Genomic DNA, 19,415 nt, shown 5'->3' with positions numbered 1-19,415 from the left:
AAAGAGCATATGCATAAAGTGCTCTGCTGCCAGCCAGGACCTATTCGTTTATTAAAAAATTGTTTGTTTTATTTTGTGTGAAGCAGATAAATCCATTAGCTCATATTCCTCTCCAATCTCTACTATCGCATCAAATCGTTCGTCAATAATCGCTTTCAGGTTATCACGAGAGGATAGCGTTTTATCATTGTATTGCATCAATTCTTCGAGAATTACAGGACTCGTTATCTCGTTAACCACTTTTTCAATTGGTTGTAAAATGCCTGAGTCAGCAATCAATCCTCGCAATCGTTTCAGTAATAATTGGCTTATTGGCACTTCTTCTTCAACTTCAGCCTTTTCATGTAAACCGTTCCATTTGGTATTACTGGTTGTTGTCGAAGCAATTCGCATGCTCGAACGAGATAAAGTAGAAATCACATCTTCTCTTCGTTCCGCCTTTACACACGCTTTGCATCGTATTAATTCCTGAGCATCTTCATAGGATTGGTCAATGAATTGTTGAAATTTATAATGTTCGCCTGATGAAATTTCAATAAGTTCAGCTTGATTAAGCACAGGAAGTATTCCAAAGAGCTTTTGCACTTGCTGTGCTTGTTTTTCGGTTTTAGCAATAATCCGCAAAGATAAGGTATTCTCTGCATGCCATAAAAAACCAACATCTATTTTAGGATCCGATGGCGTATTATGCTGGTTCAGTAAAAAGGACATATTAGGAAAAGTAACAAATTTATAGGTTGGTTTAATTAACAACATCTCTCTTTTTTGATTGTATTTAAACTCAACGGTTTCCATTAATTTTAAAAGTTGTTTGGGCATAATACTGCAGCTTAATCCTTCATCGCTGTGAACACACTCAAGCGCAAACTCCTCTTTCAATTGATGGGCAATTTTTTTATTCGTTGTAGTTAGGGTATAAGTTCCATTCTCTTCTTTTTTTAATTGAAATGGAATTCTGCCACTTTGTGGATCAAGACGCATGGTACGTAAAAAAACTGCTCCATCATGCGACATGACTGATGTAGGTGAAAAATATTTTTCTAATTTATCGATTAAATCGATTTCCGGTGACATTAACACCATTCGTTTTTGGAATTTAGCCAATATCTGTTGATTGCTGTTATGGGCTGTTGCTGCCATATCATTAATAAACCCTAGATATCCCTCAAGTTCTTCATAGGGCATGTCATTTTTTATGCCCATTTCGATTAAATCAATTTTTATTTTAGTAAAATAAAGATCAAAATTTGATAATTTTCCTGTCCATATTTTCATAATATCGGTATCGATTAGAGCCTGTAATTGACTTCCTTCTCTACAGTTCCTCCTAAGTCCTCCTAAAGAGCCTAATAATTCTTCATAGGAAGGGGTACTTTTTTCAATACGCTCTAATTCCTGTCTAAGCTCTGGATAACTTTCAATCACTTCGTCACTGGGGTTTTCACCAGTGATCATCTTTCTGAGCAAATGGAACCCAACCATGCGTTCAGACAAGGTAGTATCATAAAAAACGCTGTAGTTTCGATACATAAAGTGGCGGGCAAAACCAATTGTTGAAGAGCTTCTAAAGAGGGAAGGTGCTTTAGCGAAACTGTCCTCAAATGAAAAATCGTCACTTAAGCTTGAGCATACGCCTTCGCCTTCATAAGGTTTGCCATAATCAAAACCGTAAAATGCATCGTCCGCAAAACCTTTATTTTGCGCATCCTTACCCATGCCATCTCGATCACCAATTGCAATGCCAAAAATTAAATTTTTAGCTAATCCAGCAATGTATTTGGAGCGTTTGATTGAGGCCTGCTTATCCTCTACCAAGACACCATTATAATCAGGCTCAGAACCGCCATATAGAAAACTTGTTAACTCCCGCAAACCATTTTTCCAGCCGCACGCTAATAATGCATGAACCCCTTTTGAACCATTTTTTACCCAGATAAGTTCCTGCTTTTGATTTTGCGCACTAAAAATCCCGGCCAAACGGGTGCCAACAAACTCTCTTATTGCTTCTTTGTTGGCTTTAATTCTGTCTTTTTGCCCTTCGGCATAATCAAGTTTATACATCCAAGCACTTAAGCCATTGTTCTTGGCAACAGCTTCTTTTATTTCATTGCATAGCCATTGAATGCCAGGAACCACTGTGCTTTCAGGATGGGGACCTTTTATATGCGAATTGATAAAAACTGAAAATACAATTCGCTTTTGCTCCACACTTTTTACATTCTTTAAGTCATCTCTTAATTGAATAAGTTTTAATCGTTCTTTATCCGGGACTCGCTCTGAAGAGGGCAAATGTTCTGCAGCTAAAATTGAATCCAGTTCCTGAAAAAATAATTTATCTAAATCGATCGCCCTAAATCCTGGCTCTACACCACTAGGTTTTTTTGCATAACAAAACTGTTTTGCACCAAACATACTGCCTAATCGAGTTAATTCTTTAGTTTTGCGAACGGTGAATTGGCCTATTTCCTCTGTCTCTGTGTCGAGAATACTTAATGAAGAAGATACTCTGGGCCTTGACTCCATTTGCACGCTGAGTATTGGTTCGCTCTTTGAGACAGAACCCAATTCGGTTGTTCTCCTTCTGATAGGTGGCAGCAAACTTTCTTCCTCTATCTCCTGGGACTCAGCTCTTATCTGATCATTAAAAATATGCATCATTAAACCATCTGGTTTTATACGATATAGAGGCGCTTTACCTAATTCGACACCAAAATTTTTTGAGCAGAAATTTTTAATAAGAGTACCTAATTCACTGTATGAGCCCCCAAATGAATTTAAAATAACAGCATATTCACTCACGAAGACATCCAAAAGTGCCATAATTTTTGCATCAGAAGATAGAGAATCATTTTCCTTTATTTTAATTATTTCTTGACTCATGCGATTCAGGCGCGGGGTATCCATTTGCAGCCCCGAAATTTTTTCGATGAGCTCTTTATATTCCTTAACAAAATGATCTGTTGTGATACCTACAGCGTTGTGTTTTTTTAAAATTTCACTTTTAGATATCATGTCATCTTCCTCTTTAAAGAGTAATGATTGGAGTTGCAGTTAAAAATAAGAAAATTTAATTCTTCTTCATTAATATTTTTTCTTTCCTCCTTTAACTTTATTCCTTTAAAATTAAGAGACTATTAAGCAGTTTGTAAAAATAATGCAAAGGTATGTTGCATTAAATAAAAAAAGTAACTAATTTTTCAGGAGGCTTCATGTCACTAATTAAGAGTATTTAGTGTTTTCATTTTTGACACGATTTGAGCACTAAAATAGTCCCTATTAAAAAAGGCTTACGCTTTATGACAAATAAAGAAAAAGGGAAAAAACCCCTGCCCTTTACCTTATTTCCTGTACAACAACGACAGGGTTCAATTGTGTACTATGTCTCTGATTTTTCTGAAGAATTAGGCGATTCTGTTTATAGGGGGTATCAGTGTACTTTAGTCAACGCAAATCCCATTCATTTAAAACCGCGACATGTAAAAAAAGAAGAATTGAAAATTGACCACAATAGCCCGGTAGCCATAAAGCTCTATGATGGCAAGCACCATCCCTCCCCTTTTCAATTTTATGCTTCAGAGATAGCTGTCTTAGATATTAAAGGTAGAGATGTGCTCATCATGGATTACATCGACGGGTTCCATATTTATCCGGATGCTCGCGATAATCCTGAACTAAATCAATTAACTTTTTTGCAAGTGGTAGAGATCTCTTGGCAATTAATTCTTCAGCTTAATACGCTTCATTATAGGAATACCAGCGGTCCTGCGATCGTTCATGGCGATATTAAAGGGGAAAATATCAAAATAAAAATTAAAGAAATTGAGACTCCTGAGGGGAAAAAATATAAAGTCGACGTGTCATTCCTGGATCTCGATTATGCCAAACTCATCACTGATATGCCGCAAATCCCTCAAGGAACCCCAGAACATGTTGCCATCGAAATATTAAACGGCAACTACTCGGAATCGAGTGATTTTTTTGCATTGAGCCCGCTTTTATTAAGTCTATTTGGTGCACATAACCCCTTAAAAAAAATTATTGAATTCAGAAATAACAACATGCATATGAAGCGAGATGAACTAATAAGAACATTTCGCGACATTGGTTTTTGCACTGAGGGCCTTTTTGAACATTTTAAAGAAAAACCTGACCTCTTTGTTTGTGAATTAGTTAAAAAGTTCATCCTGAATATGGGGAAAAAAAACAGGGAGGATCGACCTTCGCCCAATGCCATACTTGAATTTTTTACTGCATTAAGGCAATTAAGCCTACTCGAGGAGTCCAATAACTTCGATATAGAAAAGAAGAGCTACTTTTTGCGTCTTTCCATAGCAGCACAAGAAGAACATTGGTTAACCGAGAAAAAATATCAAACATTATTTTTCCATTTGGATGAGCATTTGCAAAATAGATTAATTACCTTAATGAGTATGAATCAATGCGTTCTATTCTACAAAATTGCCCAAGAAAGCAATGCACCCGCACCACTGATAAACCAATTGCGAAGAGCTGTTGCGGACCATCTGGCGGAACAAATTTGTTTTTTAAAGAAACCTTCATGGACGACTTCCTTTTTTTCTTCGCCACCAACATCAAAAGACATACAATGGTTACTCTACTGCTATGAACATAATGATTCTGCTGATTTTTATTCTACTTCACATGAAAAAACACGAAAAAAACTCGAGCAATGCAGCAAAAAAAGCTTAGCACCTTTAATTTCAATTATTACAGAAGGGCTAACCCAAAAGATAGATTCACCGCTCTCCTCAAACTTAAGCAACTGAATTCATGAACAATAAATCACTCGCTCTTCTAATTCAAAAGATGTCTTAAAATCCTGAGAGCATTGAATAAGATTGTTCATCATCCATTGACACTCTTCGTTACTTGCGTAGTGCAATTTGAAATTTTTTCTTATCATTGCGACTAATTCCAATTGCGTCAATCGCAAATTTGGGTCAAAAGAGAAAAAATACATCAATGACAAATCACTTTTAAAGTGCTCCCAGCCACTGATACCCTCATAATCATTAATCAAATCCCCACAACCATAAAGAATCAAGCCCTGATTGTGCCATTCAATACCCATTGGGTGATGTGAGGAATGACCATGGATCACATGAACACCTAATTCATCAATGAGTGTGTATGCAAATTGCTGATGTTGGGCGGGAATGTTATAACCCCAATTTCCTCCCCAATGAATACTAACGATGCATAAATCTCCAGTTTTTCTATAATACTCAATAACTTCCTTGACTCGCTTTATGGAGTCTTCACTTAAATCAGTCAACAACCATAACCCAGGTTGTTCCTGAGTGGCAGCCCACTCATTTAAAATACCGCTGGAATAAAGCCCCATCGAGAACACGAGAACTCTTCCTTTAAAACCTGGAATAAAATGAATTGCAGGTGCAGTCGCTTTCTGAATGTTTTTTCCTGCACCTGCATAAGCTATTCGAGCATTATCCAAAGTCAACAATGTCTCTAAAAACCCCTCTCTTCCCCAATCCAATATATGATTATTTGCTAAAGCACACACATCAATATGTGCCGAAGTAATAGCATCTATGTTCTCAGGATGCATGCGATAATTAATCCCCTTAAATGGCCATGGAGTATTGCTGCGGGTAATGCTTGTTTCCAGATTAATTAAACGGAGATCAGGGTTTCTTAGTTTTAATTCGATTAAACCATCACCCCATATATAGGCTCCTTTGTTGCCCAGCGGAATCGTGCCATTAATCCTTTCAGCAAGCCAGACGTAATCACGTGCATCTTTAACATAGGATTCATAAATTTGCGGCTCACACGGATGAGTTAAGATTTGATCAATCCCTCTCCCCGTCATGACATCACCACATAAAAAAATATGGAATTGGGGTAATACTGATGACATGAGCCTTCATCCTTTAATTAACCTGAAAAATAGTTCATTTTTTTCTACTAATAATAGTCGTAAATTAAAGAATATGTGACAATAAGCGATGGATGTTTCGCGCGCTGAATATTGATTCTGCGCGCACTTTCTCTATTGTTCAAAAAATATTTTTGGGGTTTGAGACTCATCCTGCGGCAGCGATGTTTCAGGCTCAGCTTTTCTTTTTTTGCTCTCGTCTGACTCATCTTGCGGCAGTGATGTTTCAGACTCAGATTTTCTTTTTCTGCTATCGTCTAAAGTACTTAGAACTCCCAAGCCACTGCTCGATAAAGTTGGTGTGGTTGTTTTTTTTCTCCAGTCGAAAACATCAATTTTTAGATCCTTTTGTAAATCTTGGGAAATCTTAAATTTAACAAAATGAGGAGCAACTTTTTTACAATGATTTTCAAAGGTTTCACGACAAAATGGATCGGTTAAATCCATCGCAAGGTACTCTGAAGGGTCATCTTTTAACTGTTCAAGCCGTTCTTCCTCCGTCTTTTTGAACCAATTTTCTAATGACTCTTTATTTGCATGAAATTCTAGTGGATAAAAACCAAACTTATTATAAACGGTAAGTGATTCTGCTGAAGGAGCGACGGCCATATTTTTCTGACCGCTATTTATGAAAAAATCCAGAGCATAGGCCATCATTAAATTACTAAGCCCTTTACGACGATATTTCTCACTTACGAATAAACTAAATAACTGAGATATGTTTTCTGTATCTTTAGTTAGTCTTAATTCAATAAAACCAACGACTTTTCCATCGTCACGTAAAACAAGCATTAAATCACATCTATTGTTCTTGTTATGTAACAATTTTCCATTATTGTTAAATAACAGAATCGTTTCCTCATCTAATTTTTCAACATCATTTTCAAAATAAATTTCAGCCATCGCATCTTCGTGCCGGACATAATTTAAAAAGTCAGATAAATCATCTTTATTAGGATAATCAAGAACATAAGATTCGTTAGGAAGTGTGTTAGTCGTACTCTCTACAGCTTGATACATGAATTAATGCCCGTTACGGATCGATAGCCTAATTATAATTAAAAATGAATCAATATTCAACAGTATGTGCATTTTTAGAAAATAAGATTCAGTTAAGCTGAGTTTATCCTTCTTCAGCAGAAGCACAGCCTGAAAATATGGAAGGGGCTAATACTGATGACTTGATCATTCATCCTTTGGTATATACTGTATAAAACCAGTTCGTTTTTTCTACTAATAAAAGGATGGCCATAAATTGGGGGAAGTGGTGGAAAACAAACAATGGCAGTTTTCGCTCTGGTATTTTTTGATAATTTTCTGGATTATCATCTTATTCCAGAACTTTTTTTTCGCAGCCCACCCTGTAAATATTGCTTACAGTGATTTTATAAAACTGTTGAAAGCCGATAAGTTAAATAATGTCTTACTTGCTGAAAGCTACATTACCGCAGATGTAAAAACTGAAGGTTTATCAGGATTACTCACTGAAGATAAATTTAATGAAATAAAAGAATATGGCGGCAAAAACCCCCAAGTCACTACGGTCCGCATTAATGATCCGTCCCTTATATCTACTTTGGAAGCAGCAAAAGTGAAATTTAATGGACAAGCTGAAAACAAATGGTTAACCCTGATATTATCCTGGATTATTCCTGCATTGCTCTTTTTTGCTCTGTGGAGTTTTTTACTAAGACGCATGGGTTCTACAGCTGGGGGAGTTTTGGATGTTGGAAAAAGTAAAGCAAAAATCTACATGGAAAAAGAAACACATGTCTCATTTCAAGATGTTGCAGGAGTAGATGAAGCAAAAGCCGAGCTTATGGAAGTGGTTGAATTCCTTAAAAACCCGCAACATTATACTCGTATTGGCGCTCACATACCTAAAGGCGTACTTTTAGTTGGCCCACCTGGAACAGGAAAAACATTACTTGCACGAGCTGTAGCAGGCGAGGCGGGAGTACCATTTTTTTCAATTAATGGTTCAGAATTCGTAGAAATGTTTGTTGGCGTTGGTGCTGCACGAGTACGTGATCTGTTTACCAATGCCCGAGAAACCGCTCCAACAATTATTTTTATTGATGAACTGGATGCCTTAGGCAGAGCACGTGGTGCTTATCCTATTGGCGGAGGACATGATGAAAAAGAACAGACTTTAAATCAGTTGCTTTCGGAAATGGATGGCTTTGATCCCAGTGAAGGATTAATACTCCTTGCCGCTACCAATCGACCGGAAATTCTTGATCCCGCATTATTACGGGCGGGACGTTTTGACCGCAATATACTTGTGGATCGACCTGATAAAAAAGGCCGGATAGAAATTCTCAATGTTCATCTGAAAAAAATACAGCAGGGTCCTGATATTGATCCGGAAAAGATTGCGGCCTTAACACCAGGTTTTTCTGGAGCCGATTTAGCGAATCTGGTCAATGAGGCAGCCTTGCTGGCTACGCGTCATAATGCCGATTCTGTAAGTATGGATGACTTTACCAACGCTATTGAACGCATGGTGGCGGGGTTGGAAAAAAAGAATCGCTTACTCAATCCTGAAGAGCGTAAAGCAGTAGCTTATCATGAAATGGGACATACCCTGATAGCACTGTCCTTGCCTAATGTAGACCAGGTACACAAAGTCTCAATTATTCCCCGCGGGATAGGTAGCTTGGGTTATACCATTCAACGTCCTACCGAAGACCGTTATCTTATGACAGAAGAAGAATTAAAAAATAAAATGATGGTTTTGCTCGGAGGTAGAGCAGCTGAATTTGTTGTTTTTGGTCGATTCTCAACGGGGGCAGCAGATGATCTTGCCAAAGCTACTGATATTGCACGGAATATGGTCATGCGTTACGGTATGGATAAAGAACTTGGACCTGTAACGTACCAAAAAGAAAACTCACCCTTCCTGGAAGCTCCTATAATGCACCACGAACGTGAGTTTAGCGAGGAAACTGCATGTGAGATTGATGCAGCAGTTCGCAAAATAATTCAAACTGCCTTTGATGATGCTGTGGATATCATCAAAAAGCGCATTAAAATTTTAGAGAAAGGTGCGCAATTATTATTAAAAAAAGAAACCTTAAATGAAGAAGATTTAATTGCATTAAATATCAAGTAAAAAACCTAGTAAAAGTAGCCTGGATGCAGGCTACCGTTTTACCTTATTCATGAGTCATGAGTCATCAGCGGCTCTTAACTTAAAGGCTGTAAAGCACTTGTTTTATCAAAATGAATCAGCCCATCAAATTGATAAGGCAAATGTGTAAAAAAATAATGGCTAAAACGTTCCGTCGCCGGAAGATAAACCACACCTATAGCCCGTTGTAAGCGAGGAATGTTTAAATAATGTTCCAATTTCTCATTATTTAATAAATTCAAGAAAAAATTCTTGTGCTTCAGATGATGAAATAACTCCTCATAGCTTCCTTGCATCCCTGGTTGCACTGATTTTTTCTCTCCAGGCATTCCCCAATCGGATGCAGCCATTACGGTTCCTTCATAAGTAGAAAAACCAAGAGAATAAGAATGTTGTCCATATTGCTCGCGTACTAATTGACCCAAATTAAATTCATTACGATCCCCCATCTCCGTAGCACGTGAATCCCCAAGATGCGAGTTATGCGCCCAAATAATAATTTTAGCAGGTTGATTAAATCGCATTTCCAAATGATCAGCGAGTACATTGAGTGTTTCCATCATATGACTATCCCGAATATTCCATGCAGACACCCTCCCTTCTAACATGGAACGGTAATAATTTTCTGCATTTTTTACCAAGCGAGCATTTTGTGTTGCAAAAAAATATTCATCTTCAACAGTGACTCCGTCACGATGAAGATACTCAAAAGCACGATGCTGTAATTCTACTAATTGTGCTACCGCTTCATGAATACAGGCCTTTTTAATCCCGGCATTAATTAGATAACCATACATTTGAGGATCCTGATTTAAATGATCAAAACAGGCATAACGTTGTGCGGCACGTTGTGCTGCTTCAGGATCGATTTTATTTAAGAAATCAATAACTGCCTGCATCGAAGAGTTTAAACTGTATAAATCAAGACCATAAAATCCAATTTTTTGTGCTGCAGGCAAGGCATCATTGTGTTGACGTAACCAACTCAGGAATGGAGGAAGCGTTGAATTACGCCACATCCATACTGGAAATCGCTGAAAACCATTCAAGGCTCGCTCACTGTCGGTTACATTGCCTTTCCCTTGTAAATAACGATGAACACGATGTGCATCAGGCCAATCCCCTTCAATAGCAATAGCCATGAATCCATGCTCTTTAATAAGACGTTGCGATATTTCGATGCGTGTTTGATAAAATTCGTGCGTTCCATGAGTTGCTTCGCCAATCATCACAAATCGAGCATCTCCAATTTGTTTGATTATTGCATCATAATCTTCACCATCAGGTTTAAGTGAAACTATTGCACCATTGAGTTCATCTATTAGCTTTTGCAAAGCATCCTTATTCATAAAAGCCTCCTTACTATCCAGCACAATACTCATCAAACCATTCTTTGGCCAAGTTTGAGACCTCATGTAATTTTCCAGGTTCCTCAAATAAGTGAGTTGCTCCAGGAACTATTTCCAAATGTGTGGTACAACTCATTTGGGATATCGCTTGCTGGTTGAGTCCTATCACCACTTCATCATCACCGCCCACAATAAGTAAAGTGGGCGTCTTGACCTGAGGCAAATAGTTTCCAGCCAAATCTGGCCTGCCGCCACGCGATACAATCGCATTGACTAACTTAGGTTCCTGGGCTGCAGCTACAAGTGCGGCACCCCCGCCAGTACTTGAACCAAACAAACCAATTGGAAAATGAAATTCTGCAAATTCTTTTGTACACCAATGAATGACATCAACAAGTCGAGAAGCTAATAAATGAATATCAAAACGATATTCGCGAGTGACATTATCAATAACATCTTCTTGTGAGGTAAGCAGATCAAAGAGCAACGTAGCATATTTCCCTTCATTCAAGGTGCTTGCCACATATTGATTGCGGCTGCTGAAACGGCTGCTTCCGCTGCCATGCACGAAAACGACCATTCCTTTAGCTTTTTCAGGGATAAATAAAAAACCGTTGAGATAAACATTTTTACTGGGGATAGTTACTGGATGTTCAATGTCTGGTGTATAGGTATTCATGGGTATTCCTTTTTCCTGAGCCTATCATTCTTCCAAGTATAGACTTATTCTTGAGGTTATAGCTGAGTCTTAATCCTGCTGTATAACTCAGGTAACATGAGTTGGGATTGTTGCATAGTAAAAAAAGAGCCTATATGATTAGATTGCCTTAAAATCATATCAATTTGATGTTGTAAATGAATAACTTAGGGATAAGGAATTACAATGGGCAAAAAGGATAAGCAGAAAACTTCAATTGAAAAAGGGAACAATTTTGGTATTCCTACAGGATTAGTTGCTCAAAGGAGGGCAGAATTAATTGCCGCAAAAGAACGTTCTCGTTTGAGTGCGATATCTCTTAATACAACTTACCTTGATACGATACCTCTTAATGCTAATGGGATACCTCATAATCCACCGATACCCCTTAATCCAACATCGATTAATGCGATACCTCCTGGTAAAGCATCCCTGACTCATGTTACCAAATCAAGGCCCAAAATTGAGCATAGAAATCCTTCACGTCCCCAACGCAAATCGAACTCATTCCCGCAGGATTTTTTTAAAAAAAATGAGCCAAAACACAGTGAATCAATTGATGCAGACTTAACTAAAGACTGGCTCAACGTGTTGAAGAAGACAATAGGAAATGCACAGATCGCTTACAAAAAATACTATGAACTAGGTATCAATACTCGCCAACCTAATGGATGGTTTAGTTGGTGGCGCCACGGGCCTGATGGGCAAAAAAAAGCAGAACTGGTTAAAGCCGAAGCGGAAGCAAGCCCAAACATTGATGCAATTATGCAGCAAATGCAGCGGTTTTTCGAAGATCCTGATACTCGATGTGAAAACCACTCTTTCGCCTCTTATTTATTTGCAGAATTCAATTGCCTAGTGCAAGGAGATGAATATAAACCACAAGAAGAAACAATCTATGACAAAGAGTATTGGTATACCGTTGCGAAACAATTGCGCCTATTAATGGATAAAGAAGAATACGCGCATGGCCCATCTCTACCAGGGCTGTGATACTCAGTTTAAAAATCGGGTAATAACTACAAAATAAGAGTGCTATTCATGCAAAATACAAATCCCTGGGCTTTAGAACTCCCCATTGATACCTTTTTCTTTGATTGCGACGGGACACTCTCTCTAATTGAAGGCATTAATGAATTAGCAACCATGAATGGGGTTGCCCAACAAGTACATGAAATTACTGAACGATGTATGGGGCAAACCGGCATGACCCCTAATGATTATCAGCAACGTTTGAGCTATGTTCAACCTACACGAGAACAAATAGAAGAGCTGGCCGAGCGCTATAAACGCAATATTGCTCCCGGAGCACAAGAACTCTTTCAGTTATTGCATCATTTTAATAAAAAAATCTATATCATTTCCGCAGGGATTAAAATGGCCGTAGTTCCCTTTGCTGAGGATCTCCGAGTTCCCTCAAGTAATGTGCTTGCAGTAGAAGTGTATTTTGATAAACAAGGGAACTATCAAGACTTTGATAGACAAAGCAATATGACTCAGGGCAATGGTAAAACATTGGAAATTGCCTCAATACTTAAACCAGGTGAACGATCCCTACTGATAGGTGATGGAGTAAGCGACTGGGAAGCTCGAGAAACAGTAACACGATTTATTGGTTTTGCTGGTTTAAATCCTAAAGAATGGGTGAAAAACCATTCCGATTTCTATATCACCAATACCAGCTTTTACTCAATAATCCCTTTAGGATTAACTCAAGATGAGTTGAAACAATTGCCCTCACAATATTATGCTTATTATGAACAAGGACTTGCAGAGATTTATAATTCTATTGTTTTGATCAAGGGAGATGCGCATGTTCACCATTCAAATTCTTGATAATATATCTCCTCAGAGTTTGAGCTTGTTTCACCCTGACGTTTATCAATTAGGTCTTAATCCCATCGACCCGGATGTTATTTTGGTGCGCTCCCATAAATTACATAATCATCCATTTTCAAAAAACTTAAAAGCAGTAGCGCGGGCAGGAACAGGTATTGATAATATTCCCATCGATGTGCTGACCAATATGGGTGTCCCGGTATTTTATGCACCTGGAGCAAATGCCAATGCAGTGAAAGAATTGGTAATGGCAGCCATGATAATAGGCTATAGACATTTAGATGAAACACGCTCCTTCATTACTGAATTAGCAAAAGAAGATAACCAACTATTTCATCGAGAAATAGAAACGAAAAAAAAGAAATTTGTTGGCCATGAAATTTCAGGTAAAACTTTGGGCGTTATAGGTTTAGGTAATATAGGCGTTAAAGTGGCTAATGCTGGATTAGCCTTAGGAATGAAAGTATTAGGTTTTGATACCAATATGACTCTGACAAATGCTCTAGCATTGATGCCCGGAGTTGAAAAAGTCATTGATATGAATGTATTGCTTGCCCACACAGATATTATTACGCTGCATATTCCTTTAAATGCAACAACCACCCATTTAATCAATGAAGAAAATATTGCCCTAGTGAAACCCCATACCCTGTTACTTAATTTTTCACGCGAACAAATAGTAAGTGAAGCAGCTATTTTACAACAATTAAATAATCAGAAACTCATGGGTTATATTACAGATTTTCCAACAATTAACTTGGCTGATCATCCTAATGTTTTGAGCTTTCCTCATTTGGGGGCAAGTACCCAGGAGGCGGAGCAGACCGCAGCAGAAATGGTAATTCGCAATATTTGTAATTATTTAGAACATGGGATCATTGAGTATTCTATTAATTTTCCAAATATCTCCCTTTCTACTACTCAAGTCCCTAATTGTTACCGTATATTGGTTATCAATAAAAATACTCCAGGAGCGATGGGTAAGATCACCCAGAGCATATCAAAGCTAAAATACAATATTGAACAAATGGAAAATAAATCACGTGGATTAATTGCAGCGAATCTTATCGATATATGCGGTCCTCAAGAATCACTACCCCAGCTTTGTGAGCAATTAAAACATATCTCCAATTTAATGGCTGTGCGGCTGATTTCGGATCCTCAAAAACAATAGAGTACGTTTTTTTTTGAAAAACTCGATTTTCTCTACTAAACTTTCAAATGTTATTCCCTTATTTGGATATTTCTAGTCTATTTAATAAGGATTGCTGTGCATAATATCGAGCTACTGGCCATCCGCCATCAAAAAACAAATGGAATGGCCGTTTGTTTAAAGCCAAGAATTCCTTACATTATCACTCCTTCTCTGGTGCTTGAAATTCGTAAGCTGCAAAATCAAATAGCAGAGCAGTACTACAAGAACCCATGGGATGGAATTTATTATCTTCTGTGGTACTTACATTCCGATACCACACCCTGGAAAGGCCTTGATTTTCATTTTATCCATAAAGCATTGCTAAGCCATCGTGAGCACGCAATAGAACATTATATTGAAAATTTATTTGAATTGCTTTTTATTAATTACGTAGGCTTTGGCCTTCCCGTAATTAACTGCTCTATCGTAAACAGAAAACTAAGTGGAATCTCACAAGATTTTTTCTATCTAAATCAAATCAACTTCATAAAGCGATACAAAGAATTGAATTGCTTCAGTCAAAATAAATTGCCTTTTAGTAAATTAAATTTTAGCCCCGAAATAAGAAAAACATCATTCCCTTTTAAGATTTACACCCGCAATAATTTTTATGTCTTTGATTCTATTAATTTGAACTCAATGAGAAAAATACTTGGCGCCTATCGGTATTCCCCTATATACCTGCCTCAACAAAATGAAATAAAGCTTATTTTCAAGCAAAAAAGACAGGAAACGATTGCAAAAATTTATCAGCTGGCCTCAAAGAACATCAATTTAATAGAGCGTTTTGCCTTAATTCAGTCTTTAAACGGCTCACATCACAACAGCAAAAAAGCTTTGTAGCCTGGAAGTACCGCATTTCTATAAAGCCTCTCAAATTCCGAGTTATGGTTACGTTCTTCACTAAGCTATAATCCCAAAGATTCGAACAGCGCATTCCATAGAATAAAAATAAGAGGAGAGGCTCACATTTTAAATGCAATAGAGTATAATATGTAAAATTTTTATACAGCCAGAGGATAAATAGATGTTCGGCATGAACGACAGTGTAGGAAAGTCTTTTTTTAAAGAAGCAAAGCCGGACGAGCTTTTTATTACCAGTCGTTTTTTTACCTTGCAAGGAGAAGGACCTTTTCGCGGCCATCCAGCCTATTTTATTCGTTTGGCCAAATGTAATTTGGCATGTTCCTTTTGCGATACTTACTTTGATACTGGTGAATGGAGAAGCTTTAAATCATTACTCGAGGAAGCAGATAGCGTCATTGCTGCGTTTTTTCAGAGTCGTAATCTTCCAACGCCCTACTGGGCAAAAGGCCTGGCAAAAAAAATGGTCCTCGTAATTACAGGGGGAGAACCTTTATTGCAACGAAATTTATCGTTATTTTTAGAAGAAGCCAAGTCGTATTTCCAAGACACTCAAATTGAATCGAATGGTATTTCCATTCTAGCAGACCTTCCTAAAAGCACCACCTTGGTAGTTAGCCCCAAGTGCCTGGAAAAGGATGGGAAAGTTATTCGATACCTGAAGCCGAATGCAAAAATGTTGGAACGTGCTGATTGCTTGAAATTTGTCATGTCAGCCCCCGAAGAGAACAAGTATGTACCTTATAGTGAAATACCAGCCTGGGCACATAAATGGGCCGAAAAAACAAAGAAACCGGTATTTGTGAGTCCTATGAATAGATACCAAAAAGAGCCTCAACGTGTTAGCACAATTCGTGATAAAGGACGTGATCTTACTTTAGCAGAGCGTTCTGAAATCAATGAAGTAGTCAGCTTTTGGGAACCGGGGCTTTTAGATATGGAAAAAAATCAACGTAATCATGAATATGCAGCAGAATATTGCATGAAATATGGATTTATTCTTAACTTGCAAATCCACCTGTTTGCAAGCTTGCCCTAGAGCGATTTGTCAGAAACTGCTGCTTCATGCTTGAATGGCAACCTGTTTGCAAACAACTGACTCTTGATCACATCTCTGCATACGTCCGCGGGGTTCGGTGCTCATTAGCGCAGATCTTCTGCGTCTCGCGGACACCCCTGCGAACAAGTCGTGGGGGCGGGACGTAGGGGGAGCGATCGACGTTTTTTTCAGCGATGTGTGAAAGATTCGCTAAAAACTTTCAATTAATCCGAGCTTACCATATCGTGACCACAACATGTTGGTGATTTAATTTGTCCACACCCATTAGGACATTTTGCTACTTGAACCTTCCCATTATCGGTTTTAACAACATCACTAACCAGTAGTGCATTGCATTTGCTACACATTAAGTTTTTCACTCCCATTCCACATTTATGGCATTTGTATTCCATTATCTTTTTCTCCTTGTAAAATAAATCTGTTTCAACCTAGAAAAAAACAGTTGAGGCCGTAACGAACAAACTAAAAGTGTTATAGATCTTGGTTAAATATAGGGACAAATTATGGACTTGTAAATTGCGGTTTATTAAGGGTTTACCTTAGTGCCGCACGCAATGCTTCTTCAATATGGTTTTCATCAAATATTTGAATGCCATGCTCCATTAATAATGCGGCAGTAACGCCTTCCCCTTGCATCAATGAACGCGTAAATGTTCCATCATAGATTGTATTCGATCCGCAAGAAGGACTTCTGGTTTTTAAAATAGCAACACGTATGTGATGCTTCTTTACGAGTTCCAGTGCTCTTTGGGCACCTTCAAGAAAAAAGTCAGTAACATCTTGATTGTTCTTGGTTTTAACTAAAGCATTTTTCTTTAATACATCGATGCCTGATTTTCTGCCTTGAATCTCAGCAGGGGGTCTGGGGGTAGGTAATCCTCCTGCCATTTCCGGACAAATAGCAATTATTTTTCCTTCTTTAAACCATTGCTGTAAAAGCGGATGGTTCTGCAAACAATCGCCTCCATCATAACGAACTTTTTGACCAAGAAGACAGGCACTCATGAGTATTTTAGACATAAAACCTCTGTATCAACCAAATAAAACGACACTATAGTTTATAGCACCTGTTGAAACCAGGCAGTCTTATAGCCTGACTCTCCTTAATCTAAGTGCATTAATAATTACCGAAACAGAACTTAATGCCATCGCTGTTGCGGCAATAATGGGATTAAGCAATAATCCCATCACTGGATACAATACTCCGGCAGCTAAGGGCACACCTAATCCGTTATAAATAAAGGCAAAAAATAAATTCTGACGTATATTGCCCATTGTCGCTCGAGATAGATGATATGCTTTAACGATGCCACGCAAATCACCATGCAGTAAAGTAATTCCAGCACTCTCAATGGCAACATCAGTACCTGTACCCATTGCGATACCAATATCTGCGATAGCCAAAGCGGGAGCATCATTCACCCCATCTCCTGCCATTGCCACAATAAAGCCTTTATCTTTCAACTCACTCACTATACGACGCTTATCCTCGGGCATAATTTCAGCAATCACATTTTTTATACCTAAACGACTTGCCACTGACTCTGCAGTTCTTTGACTGTCCCCAGTGAGCATATATACTTCAATCTCATTTTTTTGCAATTCGAGGATGGCATCAGGCGTACTCGATTTAATTGGATCTTCAACTGCCAGGATGCCAATGATTTCATCGTCGACAGCCACAAACATTACAGTTGCTCCCTGAGCTCGTAATTCATCAGCATTCTCGTCGAGCGATGTATTATTTGCCCCATATTCTTTCATTAATTGCCGATTCCCAAGTGCAACTTTTGAACCACTAACCTTACCTATAATACCTTTCCCTGCAATTGCTTTAAAATCCGTTGCTGTAGCAAATGACAGCTGTTTCTCTTTTGCCGCAGTGATGATTGCGTTGGCAATCGGGTGCTCGCTCTGCTGTTCCAATGCAGCAGCTAAAGCAAGTATTTCATCAGCTTCATATTCTTTTTCAGAAATAATTTGAGTTAGTTTTGGATGGCCAAGCGTTAGAGTACCCGTTTTATCAACAACGAGTACTTTAACTTTCTCCATGTGCTCCAGTGCCTCAGCATTTTTAACTAAGACTCCATTCTGAGCACCTTTACCAACACCCACCATAATGGACATCGGTGTTGCCAAACCTAACGCACAAGGACAGGCAATGATCAGCACGGATACCGCCGCAAGCAAACCATAACTAAATGAAGGTTGTGGACCTAAGAAAAACCAGACGGTAAACGCCGCTAGTGCAATCAAAATCACCGCGGGTACAAACCATCCTGAAACTGTATCAGCTAATCGTTGAATTGGGGCTCTACTTCGTTGAGCATCACTCACCATTTGTACAATATGAGAAAGTATGGTGTCACTACCCACATGTTCAGCTTTCATTATAAAACTGCCATTCTGGTTTATTGTCGCTCCAATCACTTTTGAGCCAGCCACTTTATTTATTGGCATCGATTCCCCAGTAACCATGGATTCATCCACATTACTGCCTCCCTCGAGTACCTCACCATCTACAGGAATTTTTTCGCCAGGACGGACACGAAGCATATCCCCTACCTGGACTTGATCCAGAGTTACGTCTTCTTCATTGCCCTCCTGATCAATTCGACGGGCGCTTTCAGGAGCTAAATTCAATAAAGCACGAATGGCTCCGCCCGTCTGCTCTCGTGCTTTTAACTCCAGAACTTGTCCGAGCAAAACCAGAGTAGTGATGACTGCAGCTGCTTCAAAATAAACATTGATTACTCCTTGGTTACGGAAAGCAGCAGGAAAGAGTCCAGGAAACAATAGAGCTATAGTACTATAAACCCAGGCAACCCCTATCCCCATAGCGATGAGTGTAAACATATTCAGTTGGCGGGTTTTCAGTGAAAGAAAGCCGCGCTGAAAAAAAGGCAAACCACACCATAAAACTACAGGAGTTGCTAATACAAATTGAATCCAGGCAGAAGTATTGGCCGCAATGAAATGGAACAGATGACCGCCCATTTCTAATACAGCTACAGGGATACTCAAAATCAGTGCCACCCAAAACCGGTATTTCATGCTTTTGTATTCAGGATTTTCTTTTTCTGCGGAAACGGTTTCCGGTTCTAAAGCCATGCCGCAAATAGGGCAATTTCCTGGATCCGATTGGCGAATCTCTGGATGCATAGGACATGTGTAGATTCCGGTCTCAGTTCGATGATCATCCGGATGACTAGGAAGCTGCCTATGCATAGGATGTTGATGACAGGCCTTATGCGCATTCATTGGTTCTGGTGGCGTTTTTTTATGCTGTTCGCGATCACAATGCCCATGTTTCATAACTCACTAATCCCTATAATTTCGTAACGTTACACGACCTGTC

Annotated in this window: 14 protein-coding genes; 7 read left to right on the top strand and 7 right to left on the bottom strand. The window is 38.7% G+C overall.

The genetic code is table 11. The annotated features are described in order from the left end of the window. Window positions 1-51: 51 nt before the first annotated feature. Entirely contained in the window at window positions 52-3,012 is a 2,961-nt protein-coding gene (locus FOLKNPGA_RS04825) for a hypothetical protein (RefSeq protein ID WP_182351926.1), read from the bottom strand. Between the two features lie 284 nt (window positions 3,013-3,296). On the opposite strand from FOLKNPGA_RS04825, the gene FOLKNPGA_RS04820 reads away from it, so the two are divergent. After that, the gene (locus FOLKNPGA_RS04820) at window positions 3,297-4,787 is read left to right on the top strand and encodes a hypothetical protein (protein WP_182351925.1); all 1,491 of its coding nucleotides are present in this window, start codon (window positions 3,297-3,299) and stop codon (window positions 4,785-4,787) included. A gap of 2 nt (window positions 4,788-4,789) precedes the next feature. Here FOLKNPGA_RS04820 and FOLKNPGA_RS04815 read toward each other — a convergent pair whose 3' ends face one another. Both FOLKNPGA_RS04815 and FOLKNPGA_RS04810 read right to left on the bottom strand, forming a co-directional pair. Next, on the bottom strand, window positions 4,790-5,902 hold the full coding sequence (locus FOLKNPGA_RS04815) for a CapA family protein (protein WP_182351924.1): 1,113 nt from the start codon (window positions 5,900-5,902) through the stop codon (window positions 4,790-4,792). A gap of 132 nt (window positions 5,903-6,034) precedes the next feature. Then, window positions 6,035-6,940 (bottom strand): GNAT family N-acetyltransferase, encoded by a 906-nt coding sequence (locus FOLKNPGA_RS04810; protein WP_182351923.1) that lies wholly within the window; start codon window positions 6,938-6,940, stop codon window positions 6,035-6,037. 247 nt (window positions 6,941-7,187) lie between these two features. Here FOLKNPGA_RS04810 and ftsH point away from each other — a divergent pair, with 247 nt between their 5' ends. Then, window positions 7,188-9,035, top strand: coding sequence for an ATP-dependent zinc metalloprotease FtsH (ftsH, locus tag FOLKNPGA_RS04805; RefSeq protein ID WP_182351922.1), 1,848 nt, complete (start codon window positions 7,188-7,190; stop codon window positions 9,033-9,035). A gap of 74 nt (window positions 9,036-9,109) precedes the next feature. On the opposite strand, the gene FOLKNPGA_RS04800 is transcribed toward ftsH, so the two are convergent. Both FOLKNPGA_RS04800 and FOLKNPGA_RS04795 read right to left on the bottom strand, forming a co-directional pair. Continuing rightward, window positions 9,110-10,402, bottom strand: a complete 1,293-nt coding sequence (locus FOLKNPGA_RS04800) for an erythromycin esterase family protein (RefSeq protein ID WP_182351921.1) — start codon at window positions 10,400-10,402, stop codon at window positions 9,110-9,112. 13 nt (window positions 10,403-10,415) lie between these two features. Then, window positions 10,416-11,081: a dienelactone hydrolase family protein gene (locus FOLKNPGA_RS04795; RefSeq protein ID WP_182351920.1), complete on the bottom strand. Its 666-nt coding sequence runs from the start codon at window positions 11,079-11,081 to the stop codon at window positions 10,416-10,418. Between the two features lie 204 nt (window positions 11,082-11,285). On the opposite strand from FOLKNPGA_RS04795, the gene FOLKNPGA_RS04790 reads away from it, so the two are divergent. From FOLKNPGA_RS04790 to FOLKNPGA_RS04770, 5 genes are all read left to right on the top strand, one after another. Next, window positions 11,286-12,092 (top strand): hypothetical protein, encoded by an 807-nt coding sequence (locus FOLKNPGA_RS04790; protein WP_182351919.1) that lies wholly within the window; start codon window positions 11,286-11,288, stop codon window positions 12,090-12,092. A gap of 48 nt (window positions 12,093-12,140) precedes the next feature. Beyond that, window positions 12,141-12,935 carry an HAD-IB family phosphatase gene (locus FOLKNPGA_RS04785; RefSeq protein ID WP_182351918.1) on the top strand — a complete coding sequence of 265 codons (795 nt, stop codon included), beginning with the start codon at window positions 12,141-12,143 and terminating at the stop codon, window positions 12,933-12,935. After that, on the top strand, window positions 12,913-14,112 hold the full coding sequence (locus FOLKNPGA_RS04780; RefSeq protein ID WP_182351917.1) for a 3-phosphoglycerate dehydrogenase family protein: 1,200 nt from the start codon (window positions 12,913-12,915) through the stop codon (window positions 14,110-14,112). Before FOLKNPGA_RS04785 ends, FOLKNPGA_RS04780 begins: the two co-directional genes overlap by 23 nt. Window positions 14,113-14,208: 96 nt before the next feature. Then, window positions 14,209-14,976, top strand: coding sequence for a hypothetical protein (locus tag FOLKNPGA_RS04775; protein WP_182351916.1), 768 nt, complete (start codon window positions 14,209-14,211; stop codon window positions 14,974-14,976). Window positions 14,977-15,160: 184 nt separating this feature from the next. Next, on the top strand, window positions 15,161-16,036 hold the full coding sequence (locus FOLKNPGA_RS04770; protein WP_182351915.1) for a 7-carboxy-7-deazaguanine synthase QueE: 876 nt from the start codon (window positions 15,161-15,163) through the stop codon (window positions 16,034-16,036). Between the two features lie 555 nt (window positions 16,037-16,591). Here the strand turns inward: FOLKNPGA_RS04770 and FOLKNPGA_RS04765 are convergent. Both FOLKNPGA_RS04765 and FOLKNPGA_RS04760 read right to left on the bottom strand, forming a co-directional pair. Beyond that, on the bottom strand, window positions 16,592-17,077 hold the full coding sequence (locus tag FOLKNPGA_RS04765) for a DUF523 domain-containing protein (RefSeq protein ID WP_182351914.1): 486 nt from the start codon (window positions 17,075-17,077) through the stop codon (window positions 16,592-16,594). A 66-nt stretch (window positions 17,078-17,143) separates the two neighbouring features. Then, window positions 17,144-19,372, bottom strand: a complete 2,229-nt coding sequence (locus tag FOLKNPGA_RS04760; RefSeq protein WP_182351913.1) for a copper-translocating P-type ATPase — start codon at window positions 19,370-19,372, stop codon at window positions 17,144-17,146. Between the last annotated feature and the right edge of the window lie 43 nt (window positions 19,373-19,415).

Origin of the sequence: Legionella sp. PC1000 (assembly GCF_014109805.1) — a bacterium.
Taxonomy (GTDB): Bacteria; Pseudomonadota; Gammaproteobacteria; order Legionellales; family Legionellaceae; genus Legionella; species Legionella resiliens.
Note: the sequence above shows the minus strand (reverse complement) of the source record. Positions and strands in the feature narration are given on the sequence as shown.